The 17,597-nt window shown below is 28.2% G+C and carries 10 protein-coding genes; 4 read left to right on the top strand and 6 right to left on the bottom strand.

All coding sequences use genetic code 11. The features are described 5' to 3' along the window. Nucleotides 1-95: 95 nt before the first annotated feature. The 4 genes from I2A75_RS07250 to I2A75_RS07235 form a co-directional block, all read right to left on the bottom strand. Nucleotides 96-6,128 (bottom strand): alpha-N-acetylglucosaminidase TIM-barrel domain-containing protein, encoded by a 6,033-nt coding sequence (locus tag I2A75_RS07250; RefSeq protein ID WP_195263805.1) that lies wholly within the window; start codon nt 6,126-6,128, stop codon nt 96-98. Between the two features lie 548 nt (nt 6,129-6,676). After that, the gene (locus I2A75_RS07245; protein WP_195263804.1) at nt 6,677-7,363 is read right to left on the bottom strand and encodes a metallophosphoesterase; all 687 of its coding nucleotides are present in this window, start codon (nt 7,361-7,363) and stop codon (nt 6,677-6,679) included. 132 nt (nt 7,364-7,495) lie between these two features. Next, nucleotides 7,496-7,750, bottom strand: coding sequence for an EscU/YscU/HrcU family type III secretion system export apparatus switch protein (locus I2A75_RS07240; protein ID WP_195263803.1), 255 nt, complete (start codon nt 7,748-7,750; stop codon nt 7,496-7,498). A gap of 66 nt (nt 7,751-7,816) precedes the next feature. Further along, entirely contained in the window at nt 7,817-9,862 is a 2,046-nt protein-coding gene (locus I2A75_RS07235) for a hypothetical protein (protein WP_195263802.1), read from the bottom strand. A gap of 188 nt (nt 9,863-10,050) precedes the next feature. On the opposite strand from I2A75_RS07235, the gene I2A75_RS07230 reads away from it, so the two are divergent. The 4 genes from I2A75_RS07230 (at nt 10,051) to I2A75_RS07215 (ending at nt 14,873) form a co-directional block, all read left to right on the top strand. Beyond that, on the top strand, nt 10,051-11,133 hold the full coding sequence (locus I2A75_RS07230; RefSeq protein ID WP_195263801.1) for an Ig-like domain-containing protein: 1,083 nt from the start codon (nt 10,051-10,053) through the stop codon (nt 11,131-11,133). A 26-nt stretch (nt 11,134-11,159) separates the two neighbouring features. After that, on the top strand, nt 11,160-12,254 hold the full coding sequence (locus tag I2A75_RS07225; protein WP_195263800.1) for a tetratricopeptide repeat protein: 1,095 nt from the start codon (nt 11,160-11,162) through the stop codon (nt 12,252-12,254). A gap of 481 nt (nt 12,255-12,735) precedes the next feature. Beyond that, nucleotides 12,736-13,419, top strand: a complete 684-nt coding sequence (locus I2A75_RS07220; protein WP_195263799.1) for a response regulator transcription factor — start codon at nt 12,736-12,738, stop codon at nt 13,417-13,419. Between the two features lie 2 nt (nt 13,420-13,421). Further along, nucleotides 13,422-14,873 (top strand): HAMP domain-containing sensor histidine kinase, encoded by a 1,452-nt coding sequence (locus I2A75_RS07215; protein ID WP_195263798.1) that lies wholly within the window; start codon nt 13,422-13,424, stop codon nt 14,871-14,873. 107 nt (nt 14,874-14,980) lie between these two features. Here the strand turns inward: I2A75_RS07215 and tyrS are convergent, their stop codons facing one another. Beyond that, nucleotides 14,981-16,201, bottom strand: a complete 1,221-nt coding sequence (tyrS, locus tag I2A75_RS07210; protein ID WP_195263797.1) for a tyrosine--tRNA ligase — start codon at nt 16,199-16,201, stop codon at nt 14,981-14,983. A 923-nt stretch (nt 16,202-17,124) separates the two neighbouring features. Then, nucleotides 17,125-17,538, bottom strand: a complete 414-nt coding sequence (locus I2A75_RS07205) for a hypothetical protein (protein WP_195263796.1) — start codon at nt 17,536-17,538, stop codon at nt 17,125-17,127. Nucleotides 17,539-17,597 lie beyond the last annotated feature (59 nt).

The raw sequence follows: 17,597 nt of genomic DNA, 5'->3' as shown, positions 1-17,597 counted from the left end.
ACTATTGACATATATTTGTTTAAAAATATTTCTTAATAAAAAAATCTACACCTTAGTTTTCACTAAGATGTAGATTCTTTTGTTTTACACCAATATTACTTTTTCTTTTTTAAGAATAGTCCACCTACTGCTGCAACTGCACTTCCTAAAACCAAAGTTACTATAGGTGAAGCACCTCCTGTTTGTGGTAAATTATTATTGTTACTACTATTATTGTTTCCACTGTTATTGCTTCCACCATTATTATTACTTCCGTTATTGTTGCTTCCACTGTTATTGCTTCCGTTATTGTTGCTTCCACCGTTATTGCTTCCGTTACTATTACTTCCGTTGTTGTTGCTTCCACCGTTATTATTTCCGCCATTGTTATCTTGATTAATCTTAACAAGATTATTCATAGCATTATTAATTCTAGCTGTAGCTGCATCAACCTCACTTTGAGTAACATCATTTTTACTTATAAGTTTTTTAGCTTCTTTAATAGCTTCTTCTAGGACAGAATAACTGTTCTTTGTATAATCCTTCTTATTTAAGGCTTCAGCTTTATCTATAGTATCTTGAAGCTCAGATTTTGAAACTGATTCAAATCCTTTAATACTATCATTTGCCTTTCTAATAGTATCTTTTAAAGAATTAATTACTTCTGCAATTTGTTCTACTGTTGCATCTTCATTTTCAATAACAACATTAGCATTTTTTATTACACTAGATAACTCTTCCTTTAAATCCTTTAAGCTATCATATGCTTCAAGTTTCTTAACTAAAGCATTTGCATCATTAACTAAACTCTTTAGCTCTGTTTTATCTGGAATAATTGACTCTAATAACTTAGCTTGTGCGTTTAATAAAGATTCAATAGCATTATTTACTGATGATTGACTAGCATTTTCATCATTAAAAATAGCCTTAGCATTATTTATTTCATTTATGAATACTTCAATTGCTGAAGCATAATACTTTCCATCTGCATCTTTTGCTATTTCTTCAGCATCTGATATTGCATTAGCTAATGATTCTTTATTAACTACTATAACTTTCGCCTCAAAATCTTTTACAGATTTTATTAATGATTCCGTAATAGAATTTACTTCTTCCACAGTTTTAGCTATTTCATAATCTGATTTTGACTTTGTAATACTTGCTTTTAAAGCATCAATATCTGATTGTAAATACTGACCATCCCCTTCACCAGCAACTGCATTATTTACTCTATCTTCTGCTATAGATAACTCTACCTTATATTTATTATGAGCATCTAATTCTGCATAGCCTTCCTCAATTAATATTTTAAGCTTAGCTTCAGCTTCATTTAATTGTCCTTGAGTTACAGACTTAGTTTCATGAACTCCATTTGCTTCTGCTATTCCTGCTTCTAACTTAGCTATTCTATCATCTATTATAGCTTTACTTTCTACTTTTTCCTCTGCATTTAAACTATCTTTTAAAGCATTTAATACTATATTTGCATCACTAATTGCTGTTAATAGCGGTCTTCTATTAATGGTAACAACTTGTGAGTAGAAACTATTTAACGCAGTTTTAAGCTTAACTATCTCTTGGTCTACTTCCATAGAATTAATTCCATTTTTTGAAGCAGCCTTTGCATTATTTATTGCTAATAATAATGCATCTTTAGCTTCTTGTGGATATTGTCCTGAAAGCTCTCCAACAATAGTACTATTATAAGTTTTTTCTAATTCACCTATATAAGTTAATAGCTTACCTGTTGCATCTGCCTTATAAGCTTTAAATTCATTTATAGTAAATGACTCATTAATAAATTTAACTTTCACTGCATTTGTAGTAATTGGATTCTTTAATGCAGTTAGTAATTTTTCTGAAGCATTAGTGTTAGCACTCTTATCAAGGAAGCTTATCCAATCATTTTCATCTTCCATACTTCTATACTCAACTGTGTATTTTAATCCCCCATCTGCTTTACCTATTGTTTCAATTGTGTTAATATCCACTATCTTACCAAAGTCTATAATATATTCTTTAACATCTCCTGATCTTATTGTAATTCCATTTGTTTCATTTCCATCTACTAATGCTGCTCCTGTATCTGGATTTACAGTTGCATTTAAAGCTACATTTTCTGGCTTTGAGTAAGCCTTAACTTCTGCAATTGCTGGCCATGCTAAGTAAGAAGTTCCTTGTCCATTATTACCAGTTATTTTAACATCTATAGCTTTTATATTTTTTCCTACAGGTATTGTATATTTATGATCTATAACAGTATCATTTTCTCTCATATCTAATACTGTATGAACTACATCATTTGAGTCAATTACATCAACATGGAATTGGAATGGTAAACCTTCCTTTTCAAAAATTAACTCAATATTTTCAACGAAGTAAGAGTTAATTAAATCAATTTGGGCATTTGCTGGCATTACTCCACCGTTTGATATCCATAATGTATCTTCTTTTCCATCTGTTATATTTGAAAGAGGCTTTCCGCTTTCTGCATCACTTCCTGTTACAGGCTTATCTAAAGCTACATTGATGGCTTCAACTACAACTTCTTTTTCTCTTAAAGCCTTTATTTCAGCTAAGGCTGCCCATGCACCTGGAAAATCACCAGCACCACTTTTACCTGTTAATATATATTTAATACCTTTTATTTCTCTTTCTACAGGTATTTGATATCTTCTTTCTAATGCATTTGATTCTGATTTTTTATCCAGAATAGTTGTTTCAGTTCCATCTGCTTCAATTGCTCTCACTTCAAATTGGAATGGTAATTTTGCCTTTTCAAAAACAATCTCTACTAAATCAACCATTTCATTCTTTTCTAAATCTACAGTTATCTCAGCACCTATTCCTTCACTTGTTGCAGACCAGAATGTATTATCGTCTCCATCTGTAATATTTGACGCAGGTCTATCTGTTCCTACATTTTTTACATCTACTGGCTTATTAAGTGCAACATTATCGTATTCTACTTTTTCGCCTGCATTTTCATATACCATTAATTCTCTCATTTCTGGTACTAGAGTTGAATCAGTACTATTAAAAGTAAATCTAACTGCATCAGCAGTTCCTTTATAATCTATTGATATAGTTCCTGTAATAGTACCGTCTATAGTTTCTGCAACAGTACTCCAAGTAGCTCCATTTCTAACTTCTACTTTATAAGTTATTGGGAACCCACCTGCTGCTTGATTTGGAGCAAAGGCTATACCATTAAGATTCTTTTCCTCTTCTAAATCTATAGTCATTGTAACAGGCCATTTAGCTTCTGATGCCATCCAGGCACTTCCTGTAGTTCCATCAGTTAAATTAGATGCTGGGAATCCTGAAGCTGTTTCAACGCCTTCGATTACTACGTTTTTACCTAGTGCAATATTAACTTTTTCTACTGCACTTGATCCACCTTCTAAAAATGCTTCCATATTAGTTACAGAGAATTTATCCATAGCTTCTTTTGCAAGAGCTCCTAAATCTTCTCCTGAACCTGTTGTTGCATATCTATTATTTTCAGTAGTTTTTTCATTAGCCCACTTATATTCAACTTTATGCCAATTTATATTTTGAGTAGGTTTTCCTTCTAATTCATTTGTTACGTTATTAACCCACATTTCCCATCTCTTATAATATAAATCATTAGTTAAACCAGCCCATTGTCTATTTGAGTAATCCTTTAAAGAACCATTTTTATAATCTCCCCATGTAGTTATTAAAGCTCTTGCATTGAATTCAAATAAATCCATAGTCCAATCATCTGCACCTTCAAGCATAGTTCTAGCTTGCTCTATCCATGTTCCTACTAAGAATTCTGGACTAGTAGATAAAACACTTTCTTGAAGCTTTATTAACTCTAAGAAATGAGTAGAAATCTTTTTGAAGTTATTTATATCTCCGTTATCATAAGCAGCAACCATTTCTTTATGATATTCTTGTGCAGAGTTTGCTAAAACTTGTTTTGTTACATCTAAGAAATCATATATAAATGCTTCACTACCTTTTAAATCATCATATGCATTTATAAATAGCTCTAAAGCTTTTTCTAATTCTGCCTTATCATAAGGTATTTTACTATGTCCCCATGTTGAAGCACTATTGATTTGTTTAGCTGGTCTTGCGTTTATTACTGATTCTGCTGCTCCTTGATAGTAATCATTTGTCTTTTTATATGCAGTTTCTAATAATATTTTCCATGCTTCTTGAATATCAGCATTTTCCTTACCATATCGTCTTTCAATATAATCCATGATCCATTGTCTAAAATCTATAGAATCTCTTGTCCAAATCATATCTCCAATTAACTCATAAACTATTGGACTATTATTTATTGCTTCTGGAGTAATACCTATCCCCTTCATGTTTTCTGAATTTGCATAAGCACTTGGGATATTATTAGCTAATATCTCTGGCTGTCCATCTAATCCCATTCTTCCCCCAAAGTTATGAAGCATATTCCATACCCAAGGTAAGTCTTGATTATCAAATCTTTTCCAATCTGGATTTAAGTCTGAATTAAGATCTAATATTAATGAGTGCTCTTTATTAAGACCTGAAAGCTTTGCATTATCTGGATTTCCTTGCCAGTGCTGAATTACCCATATTGCATCTTCGTCATGCTCTAACATTTTATTTTGAACTGTTGAATAAATTCTGCCATTATCTAATCCTCCAGTATTTCCACCTTCATGGAATGGATCAACAGCATAATAATCACTTACTTCACCAAAAACTTCTTTTTGTGCTTCATAAAATGCATCTGCAACTTTTGCAAAGTAATCCTCTTCACCTTCAGCCACATAGGTTCTAAGCATGTCAGGTCTATCAAAACCACACCATTCACCTTGTTTAATAACTTGAGCATCTGGATTTTTCTCAGTAAAGTCTAAAGGAACTCCACCTGAATATCCTTGAAGTACTGGTGTTATACCTAAAGTTTGCATTCTATCATGCATTTTTCTTCCAAGCTCTGTCCTATCTTCAAACCAACTATTTGGTAATGGTCCTCCAAAGCTTGTCATGTTTTGCATATAGAACCATGCAAAATAACCTGGACCTGATATATATTCTTTTATTTCTTCATCTGAATATCCAAATTTATTTAAAGTTCTTCTTAATACTTCCTCTTGTCCAACAATATCTAAAATTAGATTATATCCATTCATTGCTGACCAATCTAAAAATGCTTCATACTCATTCCAATCCCAAAATGCCATTGTATATGAATAAGTACAGAAGTTTAAAGAATATCTTTGTTCATAAGGTGTATCTATGACAACCTTTTCTCCAACACTAGGTAAAACTTCTGGCATATTTAAATTTGACCCCATTATAGGATTGTACATAACCTTTGCATAATTTTTTAAATAGTAATTAAATCCTGATGCAAGTGAAACACCATCATTCCCTCTTACTACTACTTTTCCATCAGCTCCATCTTCAACCTCAAAAACATCTGTTCCTGATGAAGTTTGGCTTATTAATTCAAATTGGAATTTATCTTTGTATTCATCTCCAATAACTCTTCCAACCATATCACACATTTCTTGTATTGTCTTTTGAGATGCATAATTTACATCGTTTTCAAATTTACTATACTCTTCTGCCCATTTTGTTTCACTAAAGTTCTCTACACTTATAGCTTTTTCTTCTACTCTTTCATCTGAAATCTTTTCACCATATAATTCGATTTCAGCTATATTTGAATCATTATTATCTGAACTAAATGTAACATCTATTCTTATTTTAGATGCCTTTACATTATTTAAATTATATAAATCACCTTCAACTGTTGCATTTTCTTCATTATCTTTATATGCAACTTTTGTATAGTTTTCCCCATCAGTTGTTACATAAATATTATAATTATAATACCCATTAGTTTTATTAATTAACTTAATTGCTGATAAGTCATACGTTCCATCTAACTCTAGTTCTACCCATCTGAAATGATTTGATGATTCCCAATAAGTACTTGGATCACCATCAATAGCAAGTTCTACATCATGTCCCGAAGTATTGCTTTTTGCTGATATCTTTATATTATCAGCGCTTATTTTATTACCTACAGAAGCTTGTACTTCAAATGGTATAGAGGTAAGCATACTTGAAGTAATTGTTATAGCTAGGGCTTTAGCTATATGCTGTTTAACGTTTTTCATTAATAATTTCCTCCTTGAAATGTATGTATTTTTACTAATTTAAACGAATACATAAATTCTAAAAATAAAAAAAGCCAAAAAGAGACAATTCCCTTTTCAGCTAATGCCTATTTTCATAGTTACACGCCAATATAATTTGTATTCATTTACATAGAAATTTTAACCTAATTTACTTAACTATGTCAATAACAGTTATTGTACTTTTTTTAAACTTTTTATGAACAAAAATATACTAAACAAATATACTTTTAACCAAATTTACTATGAAAAATAAATAGAGAAGTCTTAGGAATCTATTTAATATAAAATTTATTCAATTTCAAGTAATCTTTATTGCCAAAAAAAGTTAATATCTTATTTTTATAAAGGGCCTCGCGAAACGCGAGCCCCTTTTAAACCATTTATTCTACTTAAAGACGCTTTTAAACTTAAATAGAAATTTTGTATATTATTTATATATGCGCAAAGTATGCAAAAAAAGAGAAGCTCTAATTAAAACTTCTCTTTTATTGGCTAATATCAAAATTTATTTTGATACAGCCCCATCTTTAAAGTATTCTTTTTGGATCAAAGTTTAAAAAATCACATGATGTCATTAAGTATTCAATTCCTTCATGCTCTCCATTTAGCACATTTGCTAATGAAGGTCCATGTAGATGTCCATATATTACTTTCTTAACCCCATATTCTTTAAATAAATCAATAAATGCTGAATTTTCTCTTTTCTCATTCATTGGAGGATAGTGTATCATAACTATTATATTTTCATATCCTGCTTCTTTAGCTTTATCTAAGGAAAGTCTTAATCTTATAATCTCTCTATCAAATATTTTTTTATCCTTTTCTGTAAATCTATCACTACCTTCTAAAATCCATCCTCTTGATCCGCAAATAGCATAGTCCTCGTAAGTATAAAAATTATTTTGAAGAAATTTCGTATTTTCATACATTCTATTAAGCTTTGATATTCCGCCCCACCAATAATCATGGTTTCCCTTAGAAATTATTTTTTTCCCTGGTAATGCATCTATCCAATCTAAATCAACTTTACTTTCATCTGATCTCATTGACCAGGATATATCTCCAGCTATAAGCACTGTATCTTCATCTGTGATTTTTTTTATCCAATTTTCTTTTATCTTTTCATCATGCTTAAGCCACTTTGCTCCAAATATGTCCATTGGTTTGTCTGTTGTAAAAGCAAGATGAAGATCTGAAATAGCATATAAAGCCATTTAATCTACTCACCTTTCTGACATAAATTTCTTAACATTATATATTAGTTTACCTATATAATATTATTTATTAAACTAATATGAAAGCCCATATTTCAAAAGCATATTCAGTATTTATTTACTTTCATACATCTAAAAACTATCTAAGTCTGTTACATATGCAATAATATGAGCTACTGCTTCATAAAGATCAGATGGTATATAATCACCTATATCAACATTACAAAGCAGGTCTGTTAATTCCTTATTATACACTATAGGAACATCATTTTCCTCTGCTTTTTCAAGTATTTTATCTGCAATATGTCCCATACCACTTGCAGTAACAGTTGGAGCCATTAAATTTTCTTCATATTTTAAAGCTGCTGCTTTTTTTCTATACTTCATTTCTCCTCCTAAAGATAATAACTCTAATTTCTATTAAGTGATATTCCTAAATTTATAAATGCTTATTTATACTCTTCTATCAAGTGATACTCCTGAATTAGAATTAAAAAATTCTCTACATGATGTTAATGAAACTTCATTTTCCTTCTTAGATACTTTTACATTAACTAAAAAACCCATACTTTCTATATTATTAACTAACTTGCTCTTTGTCATATCAATTATTTTAACAAATTTTTCTTCACACTTTAATTCTATATTTATTTTTTTATCTAATACTTCCATATATCCATCTACTGTACCTAAATTCTTAGTTTCCACTGTTACTACCATCTTAACGTTTGTACTATCTATCTTTTTACCTTCTTTTCTATTGTCCTTTACTATTATCTTACAAGGATATTCTCTTTCCTTTATACTAACTGGAATATCTGCATAATAATATTCTGAGCTTATCTTATTAAATACTTTTATCTCACTAATATTATTTTTTATAATATCTAAAATCTTCTCTGATATTAAAGATTCGCTTTTTAAATTAGATATTAAATCTTTAATTATTTCTTTACTTCCTTCTGTTCCTTTATTTAGGGAAACTTCTATTAATTCTTTTCTTGGAATACTTTTAGTTAGATTTTTATTTATTATATTATTATCATTTAATTTATCAATATTATTACTATTAGGACCAATAATATTATCTTTAGTTAGTATATCTTTAGCTAAATCATTTATCTTTTGACCTTGATGTGTATCATTGTCTATAATTTCTTGATTTTTTAAATTAATAACATCTTTTAATTTTGAAAATTCCTCTTCTGTTAATGTTATACCTCTTCCCATAACATTTGAAAGTACCTTTTCTAATTGTCCTTTACTAAAATCTAAGGATTCTTTTACACCTAAAGTTTCATTATTAGTTTTATTCAAATAATTACTAAAATCATCTACTATATTTTGAGCACCAATATCATTAAATTCAAATATAGTTTCTTTAATCTTATTTATTAATTCTTCTGGCTTAATAGTATTTATTAAATTGAAAACTCTATCAAATTCACTACTTGTAAATTCCATTCTTCTATTAGCTAATATATCTTTTAAAGATGTGTTAAGTAAATCTTCATTTTGACCTGAAATAGATTTAAGAAGAGATAACATACTAACTTTTGCATTTCCCATATCACTCTTTTGATAAACATCATTAGCTAATTTATTATTAATACTTGTCTCTTGCTCATTAATATGTTGAGGTACTTTTGTAATTTTTTGTTCTTCTCCATTTTGTCCTTCTACACTTTGTCCCTCTACATCTATAGATTTAGGATTTATGGTACTAATATCTAAATTTTCAATACTTTGCTTTAAATTACTTTCTAGCATATGTTCCTTTGTAAATTTATTAAGTTCAGGTATTGAATTGGAAATTTTATCAAGTACTTTTAATATACTTTCTTTTCCTTTAAATAAATTATTATATCCTTTTATATTTTCTTTATTAAATTCCATATCATTTTCGATAAACAATAAAATATCATCATGAGATAAAGTTTTAAACTCTCCTAAAAACTCCTTTAATACATTATTAATTTTTATTCCTTCTTCACTATTTTGAGATATTCCCTTCCCCATTAAATACTTAGATATAAATTCATCTATTTCCTTTGGATTTATCTGTATTTTATCTAGAAATTGAATTAGTCCCTTAATTTCTCTTATATTTTCCTTAGTAAGAGGAATATCAAATTTTAACATTGATTTTAATAAAGCAACGTCATCTTTACTTAAGCCCGAACTAGAAATTATATCATTAAACTCACCTTGAGCTAATTCATCACCTTTGATATTCTTAGCAATAACTTTTAACTTTAATTTTCCGTCAACAAAGCCTTCAACTTGAAATCTTTGTAATCCATTTTCTAATCCTTCTATATCTCCGTCTATTTGTGCAGAAAATTCCCAACCATCTATTAGCTTTATAGTAACTTCATTTTTATCATCTTTTTTAATTATTTTTCCTGAAAACTTCTCACCAGAATCAAAAGTTAGCTTACTAGATATTCTTTTATTATTTGTATTATATGAATTACCTACATTAAAAACTCCTGGCATAACTCCACCTCATATACATCTATATTATTTATAATGTCGAATACTTTATCTAACATCTTAACATATATAAATTTATAAACTCTATGATTAAATAATTTTCACTTGGAAATATTTTAGAAATAACTATATAATCTTTAGAAATTTTTACCTTATATGATATAAATATAGAATTTACATGGAGGTTAAAAATGAATAAAAAACTTTTTTCTAAAATAATGATTATATCTGTTATTACTATATCATCGGTACTTGTATCTTGCCAAAATACTTCTAAAAAAATAACTATATCGGAAGATACTAAAAATGAAATTTCCTCGGAAGAAAATGAAATAAATGAAGCAATAAAAATTGGTGAGGAATATCTTGCTCAAAATAAATTTAATGAGGCTAAGGAATCTTTTAATAAAGCTATATCCTTAGACAAAAATAATAAGGATGTTTATTTAAAAATTAAGGATATATATATGTCCTTTAATAGATTTGATGATGCCTATTTTATTATAAAAACAGCTTTAACAAATACTATAGATATTGAGAATATGAAATCAATTTTAAAAGATATTTCATCTAAATTTGAATCTATAAACATGAATTTATCCATATATCAAGATACTAGCTACACCTTACCAAATGAAGTAAAGGCCGTAATTTCAGGTGAATCTATATCAATTCCTGTAACTTGGGATAATCAAGTAGTTGACTCCTCAACTGCAGGGAAATTTGTTTATGAAGGCTTTAATGAAGATTATGGTAGAAAAGTGAATATGGAAATTACAGTTATGGAGAATGTTTATGATAAGCAAATTGGGTCTATCAACAATATCTATACTGTTGATGGAAAAACTTATATCGACGTAGATTTAGTTGAATTTTATCAAGGTGTAGAAGCTGTAAATGAAGCTTTAAAAGATAACGCTGAAAAAGAAATTTCATATACAGATGACGGAATTCCTATTCTACCTCATGGCTATTATATTAGAAATAACTATAGTAAATTAACTACCTATGAAATATCTTCTAATTGTAGTTTTCAGTTATTACCTTATGATTTTATAGCTTTAGGCTACAATGTTGTTCCACCTGAAAATTCTTCTATAACTAAAGAAGCTTCATTTAAAGATTTTATAAATTATATTGATTTAAGGAATCCAATGGATATAGGAGATCTAGATGTAAGTAATGGAAAACCTATAACTAATAGAGGCACTCTATGTTGGATTGAGTTGAAAAATGGTATCGCTTACTCTATCTACAGAAAACATACACCATAAAAAATATTTTTAAAGGAGACTTTACAGTGAATAAAAAATTTATAAAACTAACTATTATTCCACTTTTTTTAATACTAAGCACTTCTCTTTTTGCTTGTACTGACACAACAAAAAAAGTAACAGTTTCTAATGATACTAAAAGCGAAATTTTGGTAGAAGAAAATGAAGTTGATGAAGCCATTTCTAATGCTAAAAAACTTCTAACTGATAATAAATATGATGAGGCAAAAGCCTATTTTAATAAAGCAATTTCTTTAGATAAATCTAATAAGGATTTGTATTTAGAAATAAAAGATATTTATATGAATTCTAATAAATATGATGATGCTTACTTTATAATAAAATCTGCTTTAGCTAATAATGTTGATAATGAAAATATGAAATCAATAGCTAAAGAAATATCATCTAAATTTGAAGTAATTAAGCTTACAGATTCTATTTATCAAGAATCAGAATATAACCTTCCTGGAAGTATATCTACTGATATAAATGGAACCTCGCTTTCACTTCCTTTAACTTGGAATTTAGCAACTGTTGATACTTCAAGCGCTGGTACTTTCACTTATTATGGCACAAATGAAGAGTATGGAAGGAAGGTAGAATTTACTTTAACAGTTTTAGAAAATGTTTATGATAAACAAATTGGATGTATAAATAATATATATACTGTTGATGGAAAAACCTATATAGATGTTGACTTAGTTGAATTTTATCTTGGCAGAGAAGAATCTCTTAAAGAATTTCTTAAAGATAATGCTGATACAGATAAAATAGACCTTCCTATTAACGATAAAGGAGAGTATTATGTTCCAGATGGTTATTATATAAGAAATAATAATAGTAAATTAACCACCTATGAGATATCAAGTAATTGCAGCTTCCAATTATTAAATCACGATTTTCTAGCATTAGGATATAATGTGCCTCCACCAGAAAATTCTTCTATAAATGAAAAAGCTTCATTTAATGATTTTATAAATTATATCAATTTAAGAAATCCAATGGATATAGGAGATCTTGATGTAAGTGATGGTAAACCTGTAACTCATAAGGAAACCCTATGTTGGATAGAACTAAAGAATGGAGCTGCTTACTCAATCTATAGACAATATACACCTTAGTTATAAAATGCGAATTAAACTTAATGATATGTATTAACTTTCCGATTTTTATATAATATCGAATACAATTCTAAATTTAATATATCTAAGATGACTAAATTTAGAATTGTAGTTCCTCATTATAATAAAATCTCCAATTTAATACATATCATTAATGAGGCTAATTCTTAATTTAACTGTGTAAAGTGGTAGAATATAAGTTGGCGAAGATAAATAGACTGTGGAATAAGCATATAGCACGCAATTAGAAGTACTTGTCGTAGGAAAAACTACTAGGCCTTAGTGTTGCTTAATTGTTTGAGCGCAGCGAGTTAACCAAAACTCTTGGCATAGTAGTTATTCCTAATTATTTATAGGAACATATCTAGTTATCGTAGCATTTATATTCGCAATTTATAACTAATAGTTTTATACCCTATTTATTATTTAAAATATATTTAATATAATTAAATTATAATATTCATATTAAGGAGAATATGTAATGAATACTCAAGTTCTTATTATTGAAGATGATAAATCAATAAATGATATATTGTTCCATACTTTGAAAGCTGAAGGCTATTTACCTTATAGTGTCTTTTCTTTAAAAGAAGCTAATGATTTTTTAAATAGCACTTTACCCGATTTAATTTTGTTAGACTTAAACTTACCCGATGGAAGTGGTTTTGACTTTTGTAAAGATATAAACTCTAAATATACTATTCCTATTATAATTCTTACAGCTAAAAATGATGTATTTGATAAAGTTCTCGGCCTTGAACTTGGAGCTGATGATTATATCACTAAACCATTCCATATAAAAGAAGTTACAAGCAGAATAAAGGCTGTATTTAGACGTATTGAAAAGTCAGCTTCTAAAGATAATAAAAATTTCATTAAGATAAATTCAAATATAAAGATTAATTTTAATAACAGAACTGTTTTAAAAAATGATGAAGTTATTCAATTAAAACCAAAAGAATATGAACTTCTTGAATTCTTTGTTCAAAATAGAAATAAAGTTTTTTCTAGAGAGCAGCTTATAGATAATATTTGGGAGTTTTCTTATGATGGTGACATAAGAACTATAGATATTCATATAAGAAGAATTAGAAGCAAACTTGATATAAACGGACAACCCTCTGTGATTGAAACAGTTTTTGGTGTTGGATATATGATGAGGTAAGTATGAAAATTAAATTCAAATTCACTTTAATTATTACTCTTACAATTGTACTACTAGGAATTTCATTAAATATATCTGTTAGAAAAATATTAAAAGATAATATGGAAAGCACAGTTACCTCTTCATTAAAAGAAATAATGAAAAGTACTCGCGAATCTGTTAAATATACATTGTCAGTTAGAAATTATCTATACAAAGATAAAGCTTTATCTCAAGAAAGTAAATATTTAATAGAATATATTTCAATTAACTATGATAGCAACCTTCAAATATGCGACATAGATGGTAACGTGCTTGCTTCTAATTTAGAAAAAGCTAACCCTGAATTCGCTGAAAATATTCCTGATATTAAATCTGGTAAAACTATTGTTGATATAAAATATAACAATAACAATCTTATTGGAATGCTTTCCTATCCAATAATAATTAATGAATCTTACATTGGAATACTCAATTTAACTAAGGACTATACTTATCTTTATTCAGACTATATGAAAGCTACAAGCATATTAACTTTAATTGAAATATCCCTTATCATTTTTATATTTGCTATTTCTTATAGATTAACAAATAAAATAGTTAGTCCAATAGAAAAATTAACTTCAGCTTCAAAGGAATTAAGTGTAGGAAATTATGAAATAAATATAGATATCAATGCAAAAAAAAATGATGAAATATCTATATTGTCTAGAGAATTTATTAATATGAAATCTAAAATTCAAGAGCAAATTTTAGATATTGAAAAAGAAAAAGAAAAGGTTGAAAAATTAGCCTTAAGCAGAAAAATATTTTTTGATACTGTTACTCATGAACTTAAAACACCTTTAACTTCAATTATTGGATATTCAGAAATGATTTTAGAAAATGTTGTAGATGATGAAGAATTTAAGTATCGTGCCATTGATAGAATTCACTCAGAAAGCGAAAGATTAAATACATTAGTACTTGAAATTATAAAAATTTCAAAAGGATTATCCTCAATAAAAGATACTTATGAATATATAGATATTTCAGAAATTATTAATCAAACAATTTCTGATTTAAACATTAAAGCAGAAAAATATAACTTAAAAATAAATTCAAACATATTAAACGAAATAGTACGCTTTAAACCAAATAAAATAAAAGAAGTTTTAATTAATGTATTAGATAATGCAATAAAATATTCTAGCAAAGATTCTATAATTACTGTAAACTCTTACACTTCTGATGATAAATATAATATAGAAATTACTAACATTGTTGAAAATCCTATACCTGAAGATGTTTATAACCATATTTTTGAGCCTTTTACGAAGTCAAATTTTTCTAATGATGAGTATAGTACAGGCTTAGGATTATACTTATGTAACGAAATTATTAAAGATCATAATGGTTCAATTAGTATAGTTAATGGTAATGAAATAAAAGTAAAATTAACTTTACCATTAGAAAATAATAGTGATCTCTCATAAATAATATATGAATATTCCTTATTATGTAGTTATCTAAATTTGATTAAAAATAGTATTTTTAAATCAAAAGCTTAAGGGAGTCGCGTAACGCGACTCCCTTAAGTTTTTTATTCTACAACTATCTTATTATAGTTTTTCTTTCCTCTTTTAAGTAATGCTGAACCATCTTCTAAATCTGATTCTTCTAAAGTTCTAGTAACTTCAGTTACTTTTTCTCCGTTTAAAGATAATCCACCTTGTTGAATTAATCTTCTTCCTTCTGCTTTAGATGGAACTATTTTATTTTCAGCCATTATATCTAAAATAGTTGATCCTAATTTTTCCTTACTTATAGTTACTGTAGGAACATTGCTCATATCAACTCCACCAGAGAATAAAGCTTCTGCTGCACTTTTAGCTTTAGTTGCTTCTTCTTCTCCATGAACTAGCTTTGTAACTTCAAAAGCAAGACGCTTTTTAGCTTCATTTATAGCTGCTCCTTCTACAGAACATATTTCTCTAACTTCATCCATTGGAACAAATGTTAATAATGATAAGCATTTTTCTACATCTGCATCATCTACATTTCTCCAGTATTGATAAAAGTCAAATGGTGAAGTCTTTTCTGGATCAAGCCATAAAGCTCCTCCTACTGTTTTTCCCATCTTTTGTCCTTGGCTATTAGTTAATAAAGAACAAGTCATTGCCATAGCTTGACCTTGAGCCTTTCTTCTAACTAATTCAACACCAGCAATCATGTTTGACCATTGGTCATCTCCACCTAATTGCATTTTACAACCATACTTTTGATTTAATACGTAGAAGTCGTATCCTTGCATTAACATATAATTAAATTCTAAGAAAGAAAGTCCTTTTTCTAATCTTTGTTTAAAACATTCAGCTGTAAGCATTCTATTTACAGAAAAATGAACTCCAACTTCTCTTAAGAAATCTACATAATTTAAGTTTAATAGCCAATCTGCATTATTAACTAATATTGCTTTATCATCAGAAAAATCTATAAATCTCTCCATTTGCTTCTTTATTGAATCAACATTATGTTGAATTTGTTCTTTTGTAAGCATAGTTCTCATATCAGTTTTTCCTGATGGGTCTCCTACCATTGCTGTTCCACCACCAAGAAGTGCTATTGGTCTATGTCCTGCCTTTTGCATATGTGCCATAAACATTAACGCAATGAAATGTCCAACATGTAAACTATCCGCTGTTGGATCAAAGCCTATATAAAAAGTTATTTTCTCCTTTTCTAGCAACTCTCTAGTTTCATCCTCATGAGTAAATTGCTTTATGTATCCACGATCTAATAACTCGTCTAAAACATTAGCCATTCTACGTAACCTCCTATTTATTTTACTTATTATAGTATATCTTTTTATTAAAATATTATCAACAATAAAACAACTAATGATACCATTGTTATGTTTTGAGAATATAATGCTATGATAACTAGATATGTTCCACAAGCTAACTAGCTGCGCAGGCATTGAATACTTAGTGAAGTTGAGCGCAGTTACAGCTGAGCTTAAAATTATCAAATGAAGAATTAGCCTCATTAATGATATGTATTAAATTTAGAATTGTATTCGAAATTATACGAAAATCGGAAAGTTAATACATATCATTATGTTTAATTCTCATAAATTTAAAAGGAGCAATTCAATATATTTGAACCGCCCCTCACTACTAATTTCATGCCAATTATTATTAATTCTGTTCATCTAAATTATAGCTAGAATTCTCTTATTCACTATTCAAAATTCAAGCTAAAATACAAATCTAAATTTTAAATAATATCTATACATACAACCTCTTAATTCGCATAATTCAGATTCCCAGACTACTTTTCAATCATTTATTACTTATTCACTCTAAAATTCTAAATAATTCAGTATCCCTGAACTATTACCCCAACCTTTCCCTTCTTTCACACTATAATTTTTTTAAACTAATCTTCTCTCAGTTATGGACTAACCCCTTAATTTTTATTTATTCCCATTCAACACTTGGGCTCTCCTGAGCTATCCCCATAACATTTTCACTCTTTTATAATTCACCGAAGGTGAATTATTTCTTTAATTCTTTCATTTTTCATTTTTCATTTTTCATTTTCAATAACTCAGCTAGCCTGAGTTATCTCCTTAATTGTCCATTCTCCATTGTCAATTATCCATTGTCAATTATCTATTGAATTTCAGCTCTCCTGAGCTATTTCATTAATTGTCCTTTCTCCATTGTCAATTATTAATTGATTTTATGCCACATATTCCCTTATGAAATCTGGTAGCTCATCAGTACATTCACAATTTAAATTAATATACAAATTTAAATTAAATTTTTGAGAGAATTCCTTTAACTTTCCAAACAGTTTAGTAGATTCAGACATATTTTTAGTAACTATACTCGATAAAGCATCTATATATATATTTTCTACATCATAATTTTGAGATATAACGCCACAAAGTAATCCATAAAAGCTATCACAATCTATTACGCCAAGCTCATTAGTATTTATAAACCTTATCTTACCTTTAAGTTGCATCATACGTCTGCAATCATCATCAATATAAACTGAATCTCCTTTTGCTTCACTTAAGTGTTCATTTGCAAGTTCTATTAATCTTTTAGTTTTACCTGCTCCTCTCTTTGCGCAAAAAACTTGAATCATTGGAATCCACTCCTTTTATAGAATTTTTTATTCTCTTAATTTATATATATTCTACTCTT

Source organism: Clostridium sp. 1001275B_160808_H3 (assembly GCF_015550425.1).
In the GTDB taxonomy this organism is placed as follows: Bacteria; Bacillota; Clostridia; order Clostridiales; family Clostridiaceae; genus Clostridium.
This window is presented reverse-complemented; position numbering and strand designations above follow the sequence as displayed.

Bases quoted from the DNA above. Each gene is read 5' to 3' on its own strand.
- I2A75_RS07230 (WP_195263801.1), top strand. From the start codon at position 10,051: ATGAATAAAAAACTTTTTTCTAAAATAATGATTATATCTGTTATTACT.
- tyrS (WP_195263797.1), bottom strand. From the start codon at position 16,201: ATGGCTAATGTTTTAGACGAGTTATTAGATCGTGGATACATAAAGCAA.
- I2A75_RS07245 (WP_195263804.1), bottom strand. From the start codon at position 7,363: ATGGCTTTATATGCTATTTCAGATCTTCATCTTGCTTTTACAACAGAC.
- I2A75_RS07250 (WP_195263805.1), bottom strand. From the start codon at position 6,128: ATGAAAAACGTTAAACAGCATATAGCTAAAGCCCTAGCTATAACAATT.
- I2A75_RS07205 (WP_195263796.1), bottom strand. From the start codon at position 17,538: ATGATTCAAGTTTTTTGCGCAAAGAGAGGAGCAGGTAAAACTAAAAGA.
- I2A75_RS07220 (WP_195263799.1), top strand. From the start codon at position 12,736: ATGAATACTCAAGTTCTTATTATTGAAGATGATAAATCAATAAATGAT.
- I2A75_RS07235 (WP_195263802.1), bottom strand. From the start codon at position 9,862: ATGCCAGGAGTTTTTAATGTAGGTAATTCATATAATACAAATAATAAA.
- I2A75_RS07215 (WP_195263798.1), top strand. From the start codon at position 13,422: ATGAAAATTAAATTCAAATTCACTTTAATTATTACTCTTACAATTGTA.
- I2A75_RS07240 (WP_195263803.1), bottom strand. From the start codon at position 7,750: ATGAAGTATAGAAAAAAAGCAGCAGCTTTAAAATATGAAGAAAATTTA.